Here is a 19,282-nt window from a genome sequence, read left to right on the forward strand (position 1 = left end):
GTTTGGCCCTGTTCGCACCGCGAAACAGGGCCAAACGTCCGCTCACAACACCGTCCCGGGTCAGCCGGCCAGGTGCCCCCACCGCGGTGCGAGCTCGTGCCACGGCCCGACCTCCGCGACCTCGCCGTCGGCGAGGACGACGACGCGGTCCGCGCGCGACAGGGCCGCGCGCTTCGACGTCGCGCCCACCACCGTGGTGCCCCGCTCGCGCAGCGACGCCCACAGCTCGATCTCGGTGGTGGCGTCGAGGGCGGACGAGACGTCGTCGGCGAGCAGCAGCTCGGCGTCGGTCGCGAGCGCGCGGGCGAGCGCCAGTCGCTGCACCTGCCCGCCCGACAGCCGCACCCCGCGGTGCCCGACCAGCGCGTCCGGGCCGCCGGCCTCCGCGACGTCCTGCCCCAGGCGCGCGGCCGCGACCGGCCCGTCGACGTCCCGCTCGTGGTCCAGGCGCACGTTCTCGGTGAAGGTGCCCGAGAGCACCCGCGGCACCTGCGCGACGTGGGCCACCTGCCCGGGGCGCAGGAACGTCTGGGCGTCGGCGACATCCTGCCCGTTCCAGCGGATGGTCCCCGTGTGCTCCATGAGGCCGCTCAGCGCCGACAGCAGGCTCGACTTGCCCGACCCCACCTGCCCGAGCAGCAGCACGAGCTCGCCGCGCCGCACCTCCAGGTCGACGTCGGACACCCCGATGGTGCCGTCGTCGTGCACGGCCGTGACGCCCTCGAGGCGCAGCCGCTCCAGCGCCCGGCGCGGTCCCGGCGCCGGCAGCGGCGCCTCGCCCGTGAGCAGGTCGACGCCGGCCGGCAGGTCCATGAGGTCCGTGCCCGCCGCGAAGCGGCCCGTGGCGCGCTGCCACGACCGGGTGCCCGGCGCCTCCGTGACGACCGCACCCGCGACCACGCCGAACCAGCCGAACCCGTTCACCGCGTTCGCGACCAGCAGCGCCGTCGCGAGCCCCCACGTGCCGGTGAGCAGGCCCGCCCACGCGGCGACGACGCCGAGCTGCACCATGATCATCGGCACCCCGTCGAGCGCGGCCTGCACCCGGTGCTCGAAGATCGCGGCGCGCACGCGCCCGCCGTCCACGTGCCGCAGGTGCGCGTGCACCTCGGGCGTGCGCGCGGCGAGCTTCACCGTGCGCGCGGAGTCGAGCGTCGAGACCAGGGCGCGGCCGAAGCGGGCGCGCGCCGCCGACGACCGGGTGGCCGAGCGGCCCGCGATGGGGCGGCCGATCGCCGACGCCGCGGCCGAGACGACCATGACGGCGAGCAGCACGCCGCCCGCGAGCCACGACCCGGACAGCAGCGCCGTCACGCCGGCGATGACGAGGCCGTTGACGAAGTCGACCCAGCGGTCCGCGTACCGCACGAACCGGTCCGCGTCCATCGACCGGGCCACGACCTCGCCGGGCGGGGTGGCACGCAGCCGCTCCTGGCGCGTCTGGCCGGCCATGACCGCCATCCGCACGCGCAGCAGCACCTCCACCCACCAGCGCGGGTACACGAACAGCGCCCAGGCGAGGGCGAGCGGCGCGACGACGAGCAGCACGGCGAACGACACCATGAGCACGGTGGGGAAGCCGTCGTCGAGCCCCTCGACCGCCTGCCCCCACAGGAACCCGGTGAGCGCGCCCTGCGCGGAGACGAGGCTGGCCACGAGGAACAGCAGCGCACCGACGACGCCCCACGCGGGCCGCACGAACAGCGCGTGCAGCACGCCGCGCGCGAGGCTCGGCCCCTCGCCGGGGTCGGCGAGGTCCGGCGCCGCGCCCCGGCGGCGCTTGCCGCCCACGTGGTGCTCGGCCCCGTGCCCGGCCCCCTGCTCGACCTGCTGCTCGGCGGCCTCCGGGGTCGCCCCCGGCGCGGCCTCGTGCGCGGTGAGCGCCGCGGCCACCTCCTCGGCGGCCCCGGCGCTCGCCACGGGCGCCTCGGCGGCGTCGCTCGCCAGGAGCAGGTCGCGGTAGGGGCCGTCCTCGCGCGCGAGCCGGGCCCGCGGGCCCTGCTGCACGACGCGCCCGTGGTCGAGCGCCGCGAGCAGGTCCGCCCGCTCGATGGTGGTGAGCCGGTGGGCGACGAGCACGCCCGTGCGGCCGGCGAGCAGCCGCTCCGACGCAGCGACGACGCGCGCCTCGGTGAGCGGGTCCATGCGCGCGGTCGCCTCGTCGAGCACGACCACCTGGACGTCGCGGACCAGCAGACGGGCGAACGCGACGAGCTGCTCCTCCCCCGCCGACAGCGAGGTGCCGCCCGGCCCGAGCAGCGTGTCCAGCCCGTCGGGCAGGCCGGACACCCAGGCGTCCAGGCGCAGCTCGCGCACGGCCGCCTCGATGTCGTCGCGCGGGACGTCGGCGAACAGGGCGATGTTCTCGGCCAGGGTGCCGGCGAGGATCTCGGTGCGCTGCGTCACGACGCCCACCGCGGCGCGCAGCTTCTGCAGGTCGAGGTCGCGGACGTCCACGCCGCCCAGGAGCACTGTGCCGGGCTCCGGCTCGACGGCGCGCGACAGCAGCGACGCGAGCGTCGACTTGCCCGACCCGGTGCGCCCGACGAGCGCCACCGTCTGGCCCGCCGGGACGTGCAGGTTCACGCCCTGCAGCGCGAAGGTGCCCTCGGCGTAGGAGAAGTGCAGGTCGCGCAGCTCGATGCCGACGGGGCCCTCGGGCAGGTCGCGCCCGCCCGTGGGCTCGGGCTCGACGCCGAGCATCTGCTTGATGCGCGTGATCGCGCCCAGGCCCTCCTGGATGTCCGGCAGGTGGTGGATGAGGTTGTCCACCTGGCCCACGAACATGGCCGTCACGAGGAACAGCGTGACGAGCTCCTGGACGGCGAGGGCGCCACCGGAGGCCAGGGCCGCGCCGGCCACGGCCACGCCGGCGAGCAGGGACGCCAGCACCAGCCCGGCGCGCCGCAGCATCCGCGACTCGACCGTCACCACGTCGCGGAACTTGCGGTGCACGTCCGCCGAGCGCTGCGCCAGGCGGCGGATCGCGAACGGCTGACCGAGGCTCGTGCGCAGGTCGTCGCGGGCGGCGACCGACTCCTCGAACGCGGCCGCGTGGTCGGTCCAGGCCGCCTCCTCGGTCACCTTGCGGCGGGCGATCTCGCCCAGCATCGGCCGCACGAGGAGCCCGGCCAGCGCGCCGAGCACGGGGAACAGCACCCACGCGGGCCACCAGGTGATGCCCGCGACCACGTACATGGGCACGACGCCCACGACGGTGCGGCCCGCGCCCCACAGCTGCCGGCGCACCAGCGTGCCGACGGCGTGCGTGTCGTCGTCGACGCGGTCGAGCACCTCGCCCACCGCCTGCTCCGTGAGCGTGGCGAGGGGCTGGTGCAGCGCGGCGGTGAGCAGGTCGCCGCGCAGGCGGCCCTCGGCCCGGTCGACGACGCCCGCCCACACGACCTGCCCGGCCGTGTCGAACAGGGCGGCGCCCACCACGCAGAGGGTCAGCAGCAGGAGCAGGCCACCCGTCGGGTCCTCCGCGAGGCGGCCCGCGACGACCGTGCCGAGCGCGGCGCCCACCGCCCCGAGCGTGAGCGCGACCAGCGCGACCGCGGCGACGGGGCCGCGCAGGCGGCGCCAGTCGAGACGACGGGACGGGTCGTCCGGGGTGGGGGCGGCGGTGGGGCTGGCGTGGTCCGCGCGCGCGGCAGGGGCGTCGATCATGGCCCGGAAATCCTACGTGGGCCCACCGACGCCCCGCCCGTGATTTTCGGCTAGATCAGCCCCAGCGCCCGCACCGCGTCCCGCTCCTCCGCGAGCTCCGCCACGCTGGCGGTCATCCGCTCCCGGGAGAAGTCGTCGAGCTCGAGGCCCTCGACGACCTCCCAGGCGCCGCCCGACGACGTCACCGGGAACGACGACACGAGGCCCTCGGGCACGCCGTACTGCCCCGTCGACCACAGGCCGGCGCTGGTCCAGTCGCCGGCGGGCGTGCCCAGCACCCAGTCGTGCACGTGGTCGATCGCCGCGTTCGCCGCCGACGCGGCCGACGACGCGCCCCGCGCGTCGATGATCGCCGCACCGCGCTTGGCGACCGTCGGGATGAAGTCGTCCGTCAGCCAGAGCCGGTCCTCGTCCGCGTACCGGGAGCCGGGGGTGCCGGCCACGTCGGCGCGGAACACGTCCGGGTACTGGCTGGCCGAGTGGTTGCCCCAGATCGTGACCCGGCGCACCTGCGACACCGGCACGTCGGCCCGCTTCGCGAGCTGCGACAGGGCGCGGTTGTGGTCCAGGCGCGTCATCGCCGTGAACCGGTCCTTCGGCACGTCGGGCGCGTTCGACGCCGCGATCAGCGCGTTCGTGTTCGCCGGGTTGCCCACCACGAGCACCCGCACGTCGTCCGCCGCACCCGCGTTAATGGCCCGGCCCTGCGGCCCGAAGATGCCGCCGTTCGCCTCGAGCAGGTCCGCCCGCTCCATGCCCGGGCCGCGGGGCCGCGCGCCCACCAGCAGGGCGATGTTGGTGCCCGCGAAGCCGGCCGTCGGGTCGTCGTGGATGTCGATCCCGTCGAGCAGCGGGAAGGCGCAGTCGTCGAGCTCCATGGCCGTGCCCTCGGCCGCCTTCACCGCCTGCGGGATCTCCAGCAGCCGCAGCCGCACGGGGGTGTCGGGGCCGAGCATCGCGCCCGACGCGATCCGGAAGAGCAGCGCGTACCCGATCTGGCCCGCCGCCCCGGTGACGGTGACGTTCACTGGTGTGGTCATGCCCCCACTCTGGCGCAGCCCGGCTCCCGGGTCGACCGGCACGCCGACCGCCGTGGCGGAACGCGACCTGGGACGACGCGCGGTACGGTGCGAGCAGCGCCACCGTCGGCCCGCGCTCAGCAACCGTTCAGACCACGGTGGAAGCATGCCCGCGCTGCCGGCCTGCGAGGTCGGTCACGCACGACCGGCCCTCCGAGCGGGGGGCGAACCGAGACGCCCGTCTCCCGAACAGAGAAGGACCCTCATGTCCCAGGACATCGCCGCCGAGGGCGGTACGGCTTCGGTCGAGGTCGACACCGCGGCCGCGCCCGTCGAGCACGGCCTGTTCCAGCGCCTCGCCGCCGAGGCGTTCGGCACGTTCGTGCTGGTGCTCGGCATCGTCGGCACCGCCACGTTCAACGCCGTGAACAACAACCAGATCCTTCCCGTGGCGCTCGCGGCCGCGCTCCTCCTCATGGGCGCGATCGCGGCGGTCGGCGCCGTGTCCGGCGGCCACTTCAACCCGGCGGTGACGCTCGGCGCGGCGCTCGCTGGCCGCACCCCGTGGCGCGACCTCGCGCCGTACTGGGTGGCGCAGCTCGTCGGCGGCACCGCCGCCGCCGCGGTCGTGTTCTCCCTCGTCCCGACCGGGTACCCGGCCCTCGTGGGCGCCGAGGACAAGGCCGGCGTCCTCGCGGGGACGGCCAACGGCTTCGGCAGCCACTCGCCGCTGGCGAACCTCACCGCGGCGTCGGGCAGCCCCGTCCAGTTCTCGCAGTGGTCGGCGATCCTCGTCGAGGTGATCGTCACCGCCGTCTTCGTCGGGATCATCCTCGCCGTGACGAGCAAGCGCTCGAAGTCCGCCTTCGCCCCCGCCGTCATCGGCCTGGCCCTCGGCGCCCTGATCATCGTCGCCTGGCCGGTCACCAACGCGTCGCTCAACCCGGCGCGGTCGTTCGCCTCGGCCGTGTTCGCCGGCGGGTGGACCTGGGGCCAGCTGTGGGTCTTCGTCGTCGCCCCGCTGGTCGGCGCGGCGCTCGCCGCGCTGTTCGTCCGCGCGTTCCAGCCGGTGCCAGCCGTCGCGCTGACCGAGTTCGAGTACGCGGCCGTGACCGTCGAGGAGCGCACCGAGGAGGCCGACACCGCGCGGACCGGCGCCGAGCACGACGTCGTCGACGACGGCGCCCTCCCGGCCGTTCCCGAGGCCGAAGCCGAGGAGCGCGCGGCCGACGCCTCGGACGCCGCACAGGACGCGTCGGGCGACGAGCCGAAGGGCGACGCACCCCGCGCCTGACCCGGCTCAGCACGGCACGAGGGCCGGCATCCCCGCGGGGTGCCGGCCCTCGTCCTGTCCAGCGTCCCGTCCAGACGGGTCGTCGTGCCGGCGGGGCGCCGCTCAGCTCAGGCCGGGCGCGGTGACCGCGAGGACGCCGATCACGACCGCCGCCGCCCAGCACAGGAAGACGTCGAAGCCGCGGCTGCGCACGACGAGGCCGACCGGCCCGGTCCGGGAGGTGGCCCGCCACGTGCCCGCGACGGCCAGCGTGAGGGCGATCACGCCGACCCCGAGGCGGGCGCCGACCAGCACGCCGAGCAGCACGGCCAGGACGATCCCGCTCAGCACCGTGACGATCGCGCGCTCCGGGCCGGGCACGGCGCGGGCGGCCTCCTCGTGCTCGGCCTCCACGGAGTGCCAGGTGGGCGCGGGCTTGCGCCCTCCGGGAGGGTCGGGCAGTGCACGGGGATCCACGGCAGACGAGCCTACCGTCGTCGGGAGGGCGCCCGTCCCTGGTGCCCGTCCCACCCGGGTTACGGTGAGCAACGTGCCCGAGCCCACGACCCCCACCTCCCAGCCCGTCCCCCGGCCCCGCACGGTCGTCGTGGTCGGCGCGGGCCTCGCGGGAGCGCAGACGGTCGCGGCGCTGCGCGCGCACGGCTTCGACGGCCGCGTCACCCTGCTCGGCGCGGAGGGCGTGCCGCCCTACGACCGCCCGCCGCTGTCCAAGGAGCTCCTCACGCGCCCCGAGCCCGTCTGGCTGAGCGCGGACCTCGGCGTCGACGTCGAGACGCTCGCCGACGACGTCCGCCTGGCGGAGCCCGCGCGGGCGCTGGAGACCGGTCCGGACGGCGTGGTCGTCGTGACGGGCGCCGACCGCGTCGAGGCCGACGCCGTCGTGCTGGCCATGGGCTCGGTGCCCGTGGTGCCGCCCGGCTTCGACGCCTCCGCCCTGCTGCACACGGCGGCCGACGCCGAGCGGCTGCGGTCGGCGCTGCGCCCGGGCCTGCGGCTCGTCATCGTGGGGGCGGGCTGGATCGGGGCCGAGCTCGCGGGCGTGGCCGCCGGGGCGGGCGCCGACGTCACGGTGCTCGAGGCCGCGGACGCGCCCCTGTCCCGCCAGCTCGGCCGCGAGATCGGCGCGCGCCTCGCGGGCTGGTACGACGACGCGGGGGTCCACCTGCGCACCGGGTCCGCGGTGGCTGCCGTCGACGACACCGGGGTGCGCCTGGCCGGCGGCGAGCACGTCCCGGCGGACCTCGTGCTCACCGCCGTCGGGGCCCGCCCCGCGACGGGCTGGCTCGCGGGCGCGCTGCCGCTGGACCCGCGGGGCGCGCTGGAGGTGGACGCCGACGGCCGCGTCCCCGGCCACCCGCGGGTGTGGGCGGTCGGGGACGTCGCCTCGCGCGCGCACCCGGTGTTCGGCACGGTGCCCGGCGGGCACTGGTCGGCCGCCCTGCACGACCCGGACCCGACCGTCCGCGCCCTGCTCGGCATCGAGGGCGCCGGTGGCGACCACGGCGCCGGCCACGCGCCGTACGTCTTCTCCCAGCAGCTCGGCCACGACCTGGCCCTGCTCGGGCTGCCCGCCGAGGGCTCCCCCGTGGTGCTGCGGGGCGCCCCCGGCGAGGGCCCGTGGGCGGCGCTCTACCTGGACCCGGCGGAGGCCCCGGACGTCGACGGCCCGCTCGACGGCGTCGCGACCGTCCGCGCCGTGCTGCTCGTCGACTCCCCGCGCGACGTCGGCGGCGTGCGCCGTCTCATGAGCCGCGGCGAGCCGCTCCGGCTCGACCTGGCGCGCGCCCTCGACCCCGCCGTCCGGCTCAAGGCCGCCGTCGCCCCCTGACGCCGAATAGGCGGTTGACACCGTTGTGGGGCGTCGACGCGCCCCATCACGGTGTCAACCGCCTGTTCGGCACTCCTCAGTGCGCGAAGTGGCGCGTGCCGGTGAGGTACATCGTGACGCCGGCGGCCTGCGCGGCCTCGATCACCTCGGCGTCGCGGATGGAGCCGCCCGGCTGCACGACGGCGCGCACGCCGGCGTCGAGCAGCACCTGCAGGCCGTCGGCGAAGGGGAAGAACGCGTCGGACGCGGCGACGGAGCCGCGCGCCCGCTCGACCGGGCCGGACTCGCCCTCGGCGAGCGTGTTGGCCCGCTCGACGGACAGGCGGCAGGAGTCCACGCGGTTGACCTGGCCCATGCCGATGCCGACGGCGGCACCCCGGTCGGCGAGCAGGATGGCGTTCGACTTCGCCGCGCGCACCGACCGCCACGCGAAGGCCAGGTCGGCGAGGGTGGCCTCGTCGGCGGCCTCGCCCGCGGCGAGGGTCCACGATGCGGGGTCGTCGCCCTCGGCCTGGAACCGGTCGACCTCCTGGACCAGCATGCCGCCGGAGATCGGGCGGTTCTCGGCGACGGCGTGCGGCGGGGTGTCGACGACGAGCAGCCGCACGTTCTTCTTCTTCTGGAGGATCTCGAGCGCCTCGGGCTCGAAGCCCGGTGCGACGACGACCTCGGTGAAGATCGGCGCGATCCCCTCGGCCGCGGCCCGGGTGATGACGCGGTTGGCCGCGATGACGCCGCCGTACGCCGAGACCGGGTCGGTGGCGTGCGCGCGGGCGTGCGCCTGCGCGATGTCCTCGCCGACGGCGATGCCGCAGGGGTTGGCGTGCTTGATGATCGCGACCGCCGGGCCCTCGTGGTCGTGCGCGGCGCGCCACGCGGCGTCGGCGTCGACGTAGTTGTTGTAGCTCATCGCCTTGCCATGCAGCTGCGCGGCCTGGGCGAGGCCGGTGGCGCCGTCGGTCCGCGTGTACAGGGCGGCCTTCTGGTGCGGGTTCTCGCCGTAGCGCAGCACCTCCGCACGCTCGAAGGCGGCGCCGGTGACGTCGGGCATGTGCGACTCGAGCGCGACCGCGTCGGGCGCGTACGAGCTGGCGAACCAGGAGGCGACCGCGACGTCGTACTGCGCGGTGTGCGCGAACGCGGCGGCGGCGAGGCGCTTGCGCTGCGCGAAGGTGAAGCCGCCGCCCTGCACGGCCGCGACGACGTCGTCGTAGCGTGCCGGGTCGACGACGACGGCCACGCTCGGGTGGTTCTTGGCCGCGGCGCGGACCATGGACGGGCCGCCGATGTCGATCTGCTCGACGACCTCGTCGGGGCCGGCGCCGGACGCGACGGTCGCCGCGAACGGGTAGAGGTTCACCACGACCAGCTCGAACGTCTCGATGCCGAGGTCGGCGAGCTGGGCGAGGTGGTCGGCCTTGCGGGTGTCGGCGAGGATGCCGGCGTGCACGCGCGGGTGCAGCGTCTTGACGCGACCCTCGAGGCACTCCGGGAAGCCGGTGAGCTCCTCGACTCGCGTGACAGGGATGCCGGCGTCGGCGATCTTCGAGGCCGTGGAGCCGGTCGAGACGAGCTCCACGCCCGCGGCGTGCAGGGCGGTGGCGAGCTCGGTCAGGCCGGTCTTGTCGTAGACGCTGAGCAGCGCGCGGCGCACGGGGCGCTGGGCGTCGTCGGCGAGCTGGACGTCGGGAGCGGTGGGGGCGCCGGTCATGAAGGTCTCCTCGAAAGTCGTCTCTCAAGGACCCTGGCACCCAGGCGGGCGGCGCGCACAGCGGGTCGATCTGGGGGTGGCCGCTCCCCGGTGGTGACCCACCCTCGCCAGTCACGGCCGGGGGCGAGTCTATCGAACGCCGTCGGGCCGAGTCACCGCGGGGTCACGGCGGCGGTCACGGCAGCGCCACCTCGACGCCGAGCAGCCGCCAGGCCCGCGACGCCATGGGCCCGCGCTCGGCCGCGGGGCGCCGGGTGAGCGCCCCGGCCACGAGCTCGACGCCGAGCATGAGGTCCTCGACCGTGGACCCCGCGGGCACGTGCCCGGCCGCGAGCGCCGCCTCGAGACGCTCGGCGAGCACGGCGGCGACGCGGTCGCGCAGCTCGAGCATGCGCCCCGGGCGGTCCTCGACCAGCAGGTCGACCACCCCGACGGACTCGATCGCGTGCCGCGTCACGAGGCCGAGGAGCTCCGGCAGCGCGGCGCCGTCCGCCGACGACCGCTCCAGCGCGACGACGTTCTCCTCGACGACGGCGGCGACGAGCGAGACGCGGTCCGGGAAGTGCCGGTAGAGGCTGCCCTGCCCGACGCCGGCACGGCGCGCGACCGCGCTCAGCGGGGCCGCGGTGCCGGACTCGGCGAACACGGCGTGCGCCGCCGCCACCAGCGCCGCACGGTTGCGCGCGGCGGCCGCGGGCCCGGGGTTGCTCCGGGCGGACGGGCGGGGCTTGCTCGGGTCGGTGGGCACCGGAATAGACTAACAACCGGACAGTGTTGTCCGGATAGGTCGTCGAGAGGCGGCGCACCAGCCCGCGAGGGAACGTCCAGCAAGGAGAGCACCATGGCCCTGTCCGCATCCTCGACCGTCGGCGAGTGGCTCGACCACCCCGTCGGAGGCCGCATCATCGGCGCCGTCCTGGAGCAGGCCGGCGCGTCCGCCGAGGCCCTCGCCCCGGCCCGGAGCCTGCCCCTCAAGCAGCTCGTCACCCTGTCGAACGGCCAGTTCCCCGCGGAGATGGTCGACGGCCTCGTCGCCGCCTATCGCGAGCAGGCGCCGGACGACGCCGACGCCCCCGAGCGGACCGGCTCCCCCGCCCCCGCACCCTGGGCCGAGCAGGTCACCCCGGGCCGCTTCGCCGGGCAGACGGTGATCGTCACGGGCGCCGCGTCCGGCATCGGCCGCGCCGTCGCGTCCCGGGTGGCGCGCGAGGGCGGGCGCGTCGTCGCCGTCGACCTGGCGAAGGAGAAGCTGGACGAGCTCGCCGCGTCGCTCCCCGGCGGGGACGTCGTGTCCGTCGCGGGCGACATCACCTCCCCCGCGTCCGTCGAGGAGATCGTCCGCGCCGCGGGCGACCGCGTCGACGCCCTCGCCAACGTCGCCGGGATCATGGACGACATGGGCGCGGTGCACGAGCTCACCGACGCGATGTGGGAGCGCGTGATGCGCGTGAACGTCGACGGCACGATGCGCCTCATGCGCGCCGTCCTGCCCGGGATGCTCGACGCCGGCCGCGGCCGCATCGTCAACGTCGCCTCCGAGGCGGGGCTGCGAGGGTCCGCCGCGGGCGCCGCGTACACCGCCTCCAAGCACGCCGTCGTCGGCCTCACCAAGTCGTCGGCCGTGATGTACGCCGGCACGGGCGTGCAGGTGAACGCCGTCGCGCCGGGCGGGGTCGCCACCGGCATCCAGGTGCCCGGCCAGGCCGAGTTCGGCGGCCCGCGGCTGGGACGGTTCATGGGCAACATCCCCGGGATCGCGACGGCGGAGCACCTCGCCGCGTCGATCACGTTCCTGCTGTCGACGGACGCCGTGAACCTCAACGGCGCGATCGTCGCGTCGGACGGCGGCTGGTCCGCCGTCTGACGCGCGACCTGTCAGGGCCACGTGGACGTCGTTGTCCACGCGGCCCTGACAACTCGCGGACGGGTCATTCCGCGGGCATCGGGAGGGCGTCGTCGGCCCAGGAGTCCGGGGTGCCGACCCGCCACAGGGACCGCACCAGCGCCAGGCCGACGACGGTGGCGGCGAGCAGCGCCACCAGGGTCCACAGCACGACGCCGATGCCGCCCGCCCCGAGGAGGGTGCCGCCGACCAGCGGGGCGAACGGCATCGCCGCCACGCCGCTGAGCCCGAGGACCGAGGCCAGCCGGCCCTGCATCTCCCCCGGCGTGATCGCCGCGGTATAGCCGGCCATCGCCGCGTTCACGGCCGGGACCAGGAGCACGCCGCCGCCGATGAGGACGAGGTACGCGACATACGTCTGCGTGAGGGCCATGCCCGCGAACGCGATCACCAGCAGCCCGAGCGACACGACGGTCACGGCGCCGAGCCGCATCCGCGCGACGAGCGGCGGCGCGACGAACGAGCCCAGCAGCATCGACCCCGCGGCGACCATGTTGAACACGCCGATCAGCACGGGCGGGGTGCCCGTGCGGGCGAGCTCGAGGCTGATGCCGATCATCATGCCGCCGAGCGCGATGTTGACCATGACGAACAGGCCGAGGCAGGCGCGGAACAGGGGCACGGCCCACACGAAGCGCAGCCCCTGCTTGAGGGCGTCCAGCGGGCGGGTGGCGCGGGCCGCGTCGGCGTCGCCGCCCAGGGGCTCCCGGACGAAGAAGGCGCAGACGGCCGTGGCGACCTCGCCGACGACCGCCCCGAGCATCGGCACGACGTGCGCGACGCCGTAGAGCGCGCCGCCCAACGGGCCCCCGAGCATCCCCGCGACGGCGTCGCGCCCCTGGGCCGCGGCGTACGCGGTGGGCAGCTGCGGCTGCGGGACGACGGCGCGGAAGGCGCCGCTGATGGCCGGGTCGAGGAAGGCGGTGGCGACCGCCGCGCCGAAGAGGACCGCGGCGAGGTGCCAGGCGGTGAGCCCGCCGGTGATCCCCGCGACGACGACCGTCGCCCACAGGAGCGCCGCGACGCTCGCGGCGACGACGACCAGCCGGCGGCGGTCCGTGCGGTCGGCGACGACGCCGGCCGGCAGGGCCGCGAGCAGTGCGCCGGTCTGCCCCACCGCCGCCACCACGCCGGCGGCGGTCGGCGAGCCGGTGAGCTGGAGCGCCAGGAGCGGCACGGCGAACTTGGTGATGCTGCCGCCCAGCGACTGGGTCGTGAGCCCCGTCATCAGCAGCATGTACGGCCGGTTGCGGCGCAGGGGCGCGAGCGCCTCGGTCACGTCGACGCCCTCGGTCGGGACGACGGTCTCGCTCACGGTGGACGGCGCTGCGGTCGTCGGGGTCTCGGTCATGAGGACGACGGTAGACCCGCAACGCTTGTTGCGCAATAGTCATTGCGCATTGGGTGTTGCGGAATTCTTGCTAGGCTCGTCCCCGTGCTGGAGTCCATGGAGATCAGCGAGCCCGCGGCGCTGCGCGCCATCGCGAACCCCGTCCGTCAGCGGATCCTCATGCAGATGTCGGTGGTGGGGCACGCGCGCGCCGCCGACCTCGCCGAGGCGATCGGGCAGCCCGCCAACTCGGTGAGCTTCCACCTGCGGGTGCTCGCCAAGGCCGGGCTCATCGTCGAGGCGCCGGAGCACGCGCGCGACAAGCGCGACCGGGTGTGGACCAACGTGGCGGAGACCTACCAGATCAAGTCGAACTCTCCTGCGGCCGGCACCGCGATCCTGCGGCCGGCGCTGCGCTGGGTCTCCGACGTCTTCACGCACGACGAGCGGGACGACGGCGCCGCCCGCCGGCAGTTCCTGCTCACGACGCTTCTTCTGACCAAGGAGGAGGCGGACGGCATGGCGCAGGAGCTCGCCGCGCTGATCGACCGCTGGAGCGAGGAGAACCTCGCGAAGGCCCGCGACAGCCAGGGTGTCGCCCGCGACACCTACCAGGTCGTCACGGTGCTGGGCCCGCGCGACGACACGTCCGCGGACGACGACGAGAAGGCAGCGAGCGACACGAAGGGCTGAGCCCGGGCGTCAGCCGAGGGTCGCCCGGCGCCCGTCGACACGCAGGCCCTCGCGGGCGACGCGCCCCACGGTCTCCACCAGCAGGGCGCGCTCGGCGACCTTGATCCGCTCGTGCAGCGCGGCCTCGTCGTCGCCGTCGAGCACGGGCACGGTGGCCTGGGCGAGGATCGGGCCGGTGTCGACCCCGGCGTCGACGACGTGCACGGTGCAGCCGGTGACCTTCACGCCGTAGGAGAGGGCGTCGCGCACGCCGTGCGCGCCGGGGAACGACGGCAGCAGGGCCGGGTGCGTGTTGACGATCCGCCCGGCGAAGCGCTCGACGAACGACGGCGCGAGGATGCGCATGAAGCCAGCCAGCACCACGAAGTCCGGCCGGAAGACGGCCACGGCCTCGGCGATGCCGACGTTCCAGGCCGCGCGGTCGTCGAAGTCCCGCGGGGCGACGACCACGGACGCCACGCCCGCGTCGCGGGCCAGGTCGAGGGCCCCGGCGTCCGGCTTGTCGGAGACGACGCCGACGGCGCGGGCCCCGTAGGCGGCGTCGTCGTGGGCGGCGAGCAGCGCCGCGAGGTTGGAGCCCCCGCCGGAGGCGAGGACGACGAGCCGGGCCTGGGCCGTCGCCTGGGCGGACGTGGACGCGACGGGGTGGCCGGACGGGGTCTGCACGACGCCCACCCTACCGGCGGCCCCTACCCGCGCCGCAGCCGCGATCCCACGTCCAGGTACCCGCCCGCCAGCACCACCGCCGCGCCGACGCCGACCTCGACCGCCACCACGGCGCCCACGAGCAACGGGTCCGCCCCGACGTCCGCCAGCCGGCCGGCGCCGACCGCACCGCCCGCCCACCACTGCAGCAGCCCCGTCACGACGCCGGCCAGGAGCACCACGCCCACCAGCACCTGCGCGACGTCGGCCCAGCGCACCCGCTCGGGGTCGAGCCGGCGCCACGCGAACCACCCGGCGAGCAGCCCGCAGGCGACGACCGTCAGCGGGCCCGCGACCGTCGCCACGGTGCCCGACCAGTCGGGCCCGGGCAGGGCGCCCAGCAGGGGCACGGCCGGCAGCGGACCGGTCGTCGTCCCACCAGGGGCGAACAGGGTGTCCTGCCCGACGGCGAACCCGGGCCCGGCCAGCCACGCCGTCGCCCACAGCACCAGGTTGGGCAGCAGGGCGAGCTGGGCCACCGCGAACACCACGCCGCCGATCCAGCCCGGGTCGAGGCCCGCCACCACGTCCTCCGACGTGGCGCGCCCGGCCACCCCCCACACCCCCGTGAGCGCGGCGCCGAGGCCCACCAGGGTGACGAGCGCGACGGTGCCCGCCTGCATCCCGAGCCGCACGACGTCGGGCACGGCGCGGTCGAGGAGCCCGCCGGGCGCGACGACGGCGGGCCGGTCCGGCGGCACGAGGATGCCGAGCGCCGCGCCCGCGCCCCCGACGACGAGGCCGCCGAGCGCCGCCAGCGCGAGCCGCGGCCCGGTGGCGGCCAGCCCGTCGCCGCCGGCCACGCCGGCGGTCGCGGCCGCGAGGGCGCACGTCACCACCGCGTAGGCGGCGGCCGCCCCGACCCACGCCGCCAGCGTGGGCAGCGCCGAGCGCTTGACCGAGACGTACGTCGTGAAGACCGCGAGCGCGCCGATCCCGAGCGGGACGAGCGTGACCACGCCGGTCCCGGCGGCCAGCGGCACGCCGTGGCCCAGCAGCCAGAGCCCGGTCGCGAGGCCGACGGCGCCCGTCCACGCGGAGTCGGGCGAGCCGCCGAGCACGCCGACCACGGCGAGCAGCACGACGACCGCCCCGGACAGCACGATCCCCTGCAGGGCGGCCCACGCACCGGACGTCGACGCCGCGAACCGCTCTCCCCCGCGGCCGAGGCGCCGGGCCGAGGAGCCGCCCTCGACCGTGCGGCCGGTGCGGGGGGATCGGGTTCCGGGCGGTGCGCTCACGGGCCCCATCGTCCCCCGGGCACCGGGCGGAACCGCGCAGACACACAGGGCCCCGCGGACACGCGGACGGCGCCCGCCCCCGGAGGGACGGGCGCCGTCGCGCGGTGCGTCAGGACGCTCGCAGTCAGAGCGCCTCGAGGATCTCGCGCATGAGCTCGGCGGTCTCGGACGGCGTCTTGCCGACCTTCACGCCGACGGCCTCGAGGGCCTCCTTCTTGGCCTGCGCGGTGCCCGCCGAGCCGGAGACGATGGCGCCGGCGTGGCCCATGGTCTTGCCCTCGGGGGCGGTGAAGCCCGCGACGTAGCCGACGACCGGCTTCGTCACGTGCTCCTTGATGTAGGCCGCGGCGCGCTCCTCGGCGTCGCCGCCGATCTCGCCGATCATGACGATCGCCTTGGTCTCCGGGTCGTTCTCGAAGGCCTCGAGCGCGTCGATGTGCGTGGTGCCGATGACCGGGTCGCCGCCGATGCCGATGGCGGTCGAGAACCCGAGGTCCTTCAGCTCGTACATCATCTGGTAGGTCAGGGTGCCCGACTTCGACACGAGGCCGATCGGGCCCTTGCCCGTGATGGTGTGCGGCGTGATGCCGGCGAGCGACTCGCCCGGCGTGATGATGCCGGGGCAGTTCGGGCCGATCATGCGCGTCTTCTTGCCCTGGAGGTAGGCGAAGACCTCGGCGGAGTCCTGCACCGGGACGCCCTCGGTGATGACGACGATCAGCGGCATCTCGGCGTCGACGGCCTCGATCGCCGCGTCCTTGGTGAACGCCGGCGGCACGAACAGGACGGACACGTTCGCGCCGGTCTCCGCCATGGCCTCCTTGACGGTGCCGAAGACGGGGAGCGTGACGTCGTTGCCCTCGTGGTCCTTGTGGGTCACGGTGGTGCCGGCCTTGCGGGCGTTGACGCCGCCCACGATCTGTGCGCCGGAGTCGAGCATCAGGGCGGTGTGCTTGGCACCCATCCCGCCGGTGATGCCCTGGACGATGATCTTGCTGTCCTTGTTCAGGTAGATGGACATGTCAGTGAAGTCTCTGCTTTCCGCGTCGTCTCGGGCGATCAGGCGTTGGCCAGCTCGGCAGCCTTGTCGGCGCCGCCGTCCATGGTCTCGGCCAGGGTGACCAGCGGGTGGTTCGCCTCGCGCAGGATGGCGCGGCCGAGATCCACGTTGTTGCCGTCGAGGCGGACGACCAGCGGCTTGCTGGCCTCGTCGCCGAGGATCTCCAGCGCGCCGACGATGCCCTTGGCGACCTCGTCGCAGGCGGTGATGCCGCCGAAGACGTTGACGAACACGCTCTTGACCTGCGGGTCGTTGAGGATGACGTCCAGGCCGTTCGCCATGACGGTGGCGTTCGCGCCGCCGCCGATGTCGAGGAAGTTGGCGGGCTTGACGCCGCCGTGCGCCTCGCCGGCGTACGCGACGACGTCGAGCGTGCTCATCACGAGGCCCGCGCCGTTGCCGATGATGCCGACCTCGCCGTCGAGCTTGACGTAGTTGAGGCCGTTCTCCTTGGCCTTGGCCTCCAGCGGGTCCGCCGCGGCCTTGTCCTCGAGCGCCTCGTGGTCCGGGTGGCGCACCTCGGAGGCGTTGTCGTCCAGCGACACCTTGCCGTCGAGGGCGACGATCGAGCCGTCCTCGGTGCGGACCAGCGGGTTCACCTCGACGAGCGTCGCGTCCTCGGCCGTGAAGACCGTCCAGAGCTTCTGGATGACGTCGGCGACGGGGGCCTTGAGCTCGTCGGCGAAGTTCGCGGCGTCGACGATCTCGCGCGCCTTGGCCTCGTCGATGCCCACGATCGGGTCGACGGCCACCTTGGCGAGGGCGTCGGGGCGCTCGACGGCGAGCTGCTCGATCTCCATGCCGCCCTCGACGGAGCACATGGCGAGGTAGTTGCGGTTCGCGCGGTCCAGGAGCACGGAGAAGTAGAACTCCTCGGCGATCTTGGCGCCCTGCGCGATCATCACGCGGTGGACCGTGTGGCCCTTGATGTCCATCCCGAGGATCTCGGAGGCCTTCTCCTCGGCCTCGGCCGGCGAGTGCGCCAGCTTGACGCCGCCGGCCTTGCCGCGGCCACCGACCTTCACCTGGGCCTTGACGACGACGGTCCCGCCGCCGAGCTCCTCTGCACCTGCGCGAGCCTCTTCGGGCGTCGTCGCGACGACGCCGCCGAGCACGGGCACGCCGTGCTTCTCGAAGATGTCGCGAGCCTGGTATTCGAACAGGTCCACCCTGCTGCGTCCTTCCATCGGTGGTGCCCCTGGGTCGGCAGAGGCCGGCACGAACGATGTCTCGACATCAAGACATCCCCGAACAGGGTAGTCCGACCCGCGCGACGCCGGGAACCGCGGCCCTGCAATCCCCCGCCGCAGGTGACCGATCCCACAGCCGCCCGCCCGAGTTGTCAGGCTCAGGACCATCCATGCCTTCGCGTGGCCCTGACAGCTCCGCCGGACAGTTGCGTCAACACGGGTTGACAGAGCTCAAGGACGTCAACCATAGTTGACGGCATGACGGAGAAGACGCTCGTCGGCGCCGCCGCCGGCGACGACCCAGGAGAGGGCCTGCGGGCCGTCCGCGCGCTGCGGGACCTGGCCGACCGCCTCGAGACGCTCCAGGTGGAGCGGGCCCGGACGCTCGGCTGGTCGTGGCAGGACGTCGCCGACGCGCTCGGCGTGACCAAGCAGGCCGTCCACAAGAAGCACGGCAGGAGGATCTGATGTTCGAGAGGTTCACGAAGGACGCACGCGCCGCCGTCGTCGACGCCCAGGAGGTGGCGGTCGACCTGCGCACCGAGACGATCGACACGCGTCACCTGGTCGTCGCGCTCGCCCGCCGCGGAGGCTCAGCGGCCGCCACCCTCCGGGCCGCCGGGCTCGACCCGGCGGACGTCGAGGCGCGCTGCCGGCAGGCCGTCGAGGCCGACGACACCCTCGACGGCGCCGCGCTGGCCTCGGTCGGGGTCGACCTCGACGAGGTCCGCAGGCGCACCGACGAGGTCTTCGGGCGCGGCGCCCTCGAGCGCGCCGCGAAGCCGCGCCGGCAGCGCTCGCACCACCCGTTCGCCCCGGACGCGAAGAAGGCGCTCGAGCTCGCGCTGCGCGAGGCGGTGCGCCTCGGCGACAAGGGCATCGACGACCGGCACCTGCTGCTCGGCGTGCTGCGCGCCGACTGCCCCGGCGGCCGCGTCCTGGAGGCCGCGCTGCGCGACGCGGGCACCGACGTCGCGGCCCTGCGCGCCGCCGCCGTGAGCGAGGGCCGCGCAGCCTGACACCGTGCTTATTCGCGCGTCCGGGCGAGGTAGGCGCGCCCGCGGGGCGACAGCCGGTAGCCGACGTCGAGGCTCTCGGTGAGGCCCAGCTCCTTGAGCCGCCGCACCCGGATCTTGAACGGGTCGCGCTCCATGCCCAGCCCCTCGGCGAGGGTGCGCGCGACGACGGCGGGCCGCGCCTCGACGAGCTCCAGGTAGTCGAGGGTCCACGGCACGGGGGCGGCGCGGTCCATGCGCGCGAGCCGGGTGCGGATCGCGTCCACGGCGGCGTCGTCCAGGTCGTCGTCCTCCCGCAGCGCGACGCGCGGGTCCGGGCCCGCCAGGCGCAGGCCCACCCGGTACAGCTCGCCCTCGCCGCGCCGTTCGATCCAGGCGCGGGCGGTCGACGCCGAGCGGAAGCCCGCCCCGCGCGCGTCCGTGTCGTCGACGGCCTCCAGCGCCACCGGGTCCACGGCCGTCACCTCGACCACGCCCACCCGGGTGCGCATCGTCGACCCGGGTTGCACGCGCACCACGGCCCACCGACGGTAGGTGTGGGTCACCGTCCCGTCGGCGAGCCCGCGCAGCGTCCTCGCGTCCAGCAGCACACGGTCACGATGCCGGATCCCGGCCCCGGTCGC

The 19,282-nt window shown here is 75.3% G+C and carries 17 protein-coding genes; 6 read left to right on the forward strand and 11 right to left on the reverse strand.

Annotated elements, in window-relative coordinates:
- Positions 1–60: 60 nt before the first annotated feature.
- Both ACFWDO_RS01580 and ACFWDO_RS01585 read right to left on the reverse strand, forming a co-directional pair.
- Positions 61–3,669, reverse strand: coding sequence for an ATP-binding cassette domain-containing protein (locus ACFWDO_RS01580; RefSeq protein ID WP_380320475.1), 3,609 nt, complete (start codon positions 3,667–3,669; stop codon positions 61–63).
- Between the two features lie 50 nt (positions 3,670–3,719).
- Positions 3,720–4,709, reverse strand: coding sequence for a malate dehydrogenase (locus tag ACFWDO_RS01585; protein WP_380320472.1), 990 nt, complete (start codon positions 4,707–4,709; stop codon positions 3,720–3,722).
- 244 nt (positions 4,710–4,953) lie between these two features.
- Here ACFWDO_RS01585 and ACFWDO_RS01590 point away from each other — a divergent pair, with 244 nt between their 5' ends.
- On the forward strand, positions 4,954–5,982 hold the full coding sequence (locus ACFWDO_RS01590; protein WP_380320469.1) for an MIP/aquaporin family protein: 1,029 nt from the start codon (positions 4,954–4,956) through the stop codon (positions 5,980–5,982).
- Positions 5,983–6,084: 102 nt separating this feature from the next.
- Here the strand turns inward: ACFWDO_RS01590 and ACFWDO_RS01595 are convergent, their stop codons facing one another.
- Entirely contained in the window at positions 6,085–6,438 is a 354-nt protein-coding gene (locus ACFWDO_RS01595) for a DUF3017 domain-containing protein (protein WP_380320466.1), read from the reverse strand.
- 73 nt (positions 6,439–6,511) lie between these two features.
- Here ACFWDO_RS01595 and ACFWDO_RS01600 point away from each other — a divergent pair, with 73 nt between their 5' ends.
- Positions 6,512–7,810 carry an NAD(P)/FAD-dependent oxidoreductase gene (locus ACFWDO_RS01600; protein ID WP_380320463.1) on the forward strand — a complete coding sequence of 433 codons (1,299 nt, stop codon included), beginning with the start codon at positions 6,512–6,514 and terminating at the stop codon, positions 7,808–7,810.
- Positions 7,811–7,886: 76 nt separating this feature from the next.
- Here the strand turns inward: ACFWDO_RS01600 and purH are convergent, their stop codons facing one another.
- Complete coding sequence (purH, locus tag ACFWDO_RS01605) at positions 7,887–9,521, reverse strand: bifunctional phosphoribosylaminoimidazolecarboxamide formyltransferase/IMP cyclohydrolase (RefSeq protein ID WP_380320460.1); 1,635 nt, start codon at positions 9,519–9,521, stop codon at positions 7,887–7,889.
- A 175-nt stretch (positions 9,522–9,696) separates the two neighbouring features.
- Complete coding sequence (locus ACFWDO_RS01610; RefSeq protein ID WP_380320457.1) at positions 9,697–10,269, reverse strand: TetR family transcriptional regulator; 573 nt, start codon at positions 10,267–10,269, stop codon at positions 9,697–9,699.
- Positions 10,270–10,362: 93 nt separating this feature from the next.
- Between ACFWDO_RS01610 and ACFWDO_RS01615 the strand changes: the two genes are divergently transcribed.
- A complete protein-coding gene (locus tag ACFWDO_RS01615) occupies positions 10,363–11,385 on the forward strand; it encodes an SDR family NAD(P)-dependent oxidoreductase (protein ID WP_380320454.1) in 1,023 nt (340 codons plus the stop codon).
- 64 nt (positions 11,386–11,449) lie between these two features.
- Here ACFWDO_RS01615 and ACFWDO_RS01620 read toward each other — a convergent pair whose 3' ends face one another.
- On the reverse strand, positions 11,450–12,775 hold the full coding sequence (locus ACFWDO_RS01620; RefSeq protein WP_380320451.1) for an MFS transporter: 1,326 nt from the start codon (positions 12,773–12,775) through the stop codon (positions 11,450–11,452).
- An 84-nt stretch (positions 12,776–12,859) separates the two neighbouring features.
- Here ACFWDO_RS01620 and ACFWDO_RS01625 point away from each other — a divergent pair, with 84 nt between their 5' ends.
- Entirely contained in the window at positions 12,860–13,447 is a 588-nt protein-coding gene (locus ACFWDO_RS01625; protein WP_380320448.1) for an ArsR/SmtB family transcription factor, read from the forward strand.
- Positions 13,448–13,456: 9 nt separating this feature from the next.
- On the opposite strand, the gene purN is transcribed toward ACFWDO_RS01625, so the two are convergent.
- The 4 genes from purN to sucC all read right to left on the reverse strand — a co-directional run bounded on the left by purN (position 13,457) and on the right by sucC (position 17,622).
- Positions 13,457–14,113 (reverse strand): phosphoribosylglycinamide formyltransferase, encoded by a 657-nt coding sequence (purN, locus tag ACFWDO_RS01630; RefSeq protein WP_380320445.1) that lies wholly within the window; start codon positions 14,111–14,113, stop codon positions 13,457–13,459.
- 23 nt (positions 14,114–14,136) lie between these two features.
- The gene (locus ACFWDO_RS01635) at positions 14,137–15,393 is read right to left on the reverse strand and encodes a DUF6350 family protein (protein WP_380320442.1); all 1,257 of its coding nucleotides are present in this window, start codon (positions 15,391–15,393) and stop codon (positions 14,137–14,139) included.
- Between the two features lie 124 nt (positions 15,394–15,517).
- Positions 15,518–16,414, reverse strand: a complete 897-nt coding sequence (gene sucD / locus ACFWDO_RS01640; RefSeq protein ID WP_380320439.1) for a succinate--CoA ligase subunit alpha — start codon at positions 16,412–16,414, stop codon at positions 15,518–15,520.
- Between the two features lie 38 nt (positions 16,415–16,452).
- Positions 16,453–17,622, reverse strand: coding sequence for an ADP-forming succinate--CoA ligase subunit beta (gene sucC / locus ACFWDO_RS01645; RefSeq protein WP_380320436.1), 1,170 nt, complete (start codon positions 17,620–17,622; stop codon positions 16,453–16,455).
- A 279-nt stretch (positions 17,623–17,901) separates the two neighbouring features.
- Between sucC and ACFWDO_RS01650 the strand changes: the two genes are divergently transcribed.
- A complete protein-coding gene (locus tag ACFWDO_RS01650) occupies positions 17,902–18,111 on the forward strand; it encodes an RNA polymerase subunit sigma-70 (protein WP_380320433.1) in 210 nt (69 codons plus the stop codon).
- Positions 18,111–18,662 (forward strand): Clp protease N-terminal domain-containing protein, encoded by a 552-nt coding sequence (locus ACFWDO_RS01655; protein ID WP_380320430.1) that lies wholly within the window; start codon positions 18,111–18,113, stop codon positions 18,660–18,662. Before ACFWDO_RS01650 ends, ACFWDO_RS01655 begins: the two co-directional genes overlap by 1 nt.
- An 8-nt stretch (positions 18,663–18,670) precedes the next feature.
- Here ACFWDO_RS01655 and ACFWDO_RS01660 read toward each other — a convergent pair whose 3' ends face one another.
- On the reverse strand, positions 18,671–19,249 hold the full coding sequence (locus ACFWDO_RS01660; RefSeq protein ID WP_380320427.1) for a hypothetical protein: 579 nt from the start codon (positions 19,247–19,249) through the stop codon (positions 18,671–18,673).
- Between the last annotated feature and the right edge of the window lie 33 nt (positions 19,250–19,282).

It is taken from the genome of Isoptericola sp. NPDC060185, assembly GCF_042728595.1.
In the GTDB taxonomy this organism is placed as follows: domain Bacteria; phylum Actinomycetota; class Actinomycetes; order Actinomycetales; family Cellulomonadaceae; genus Isoptericola.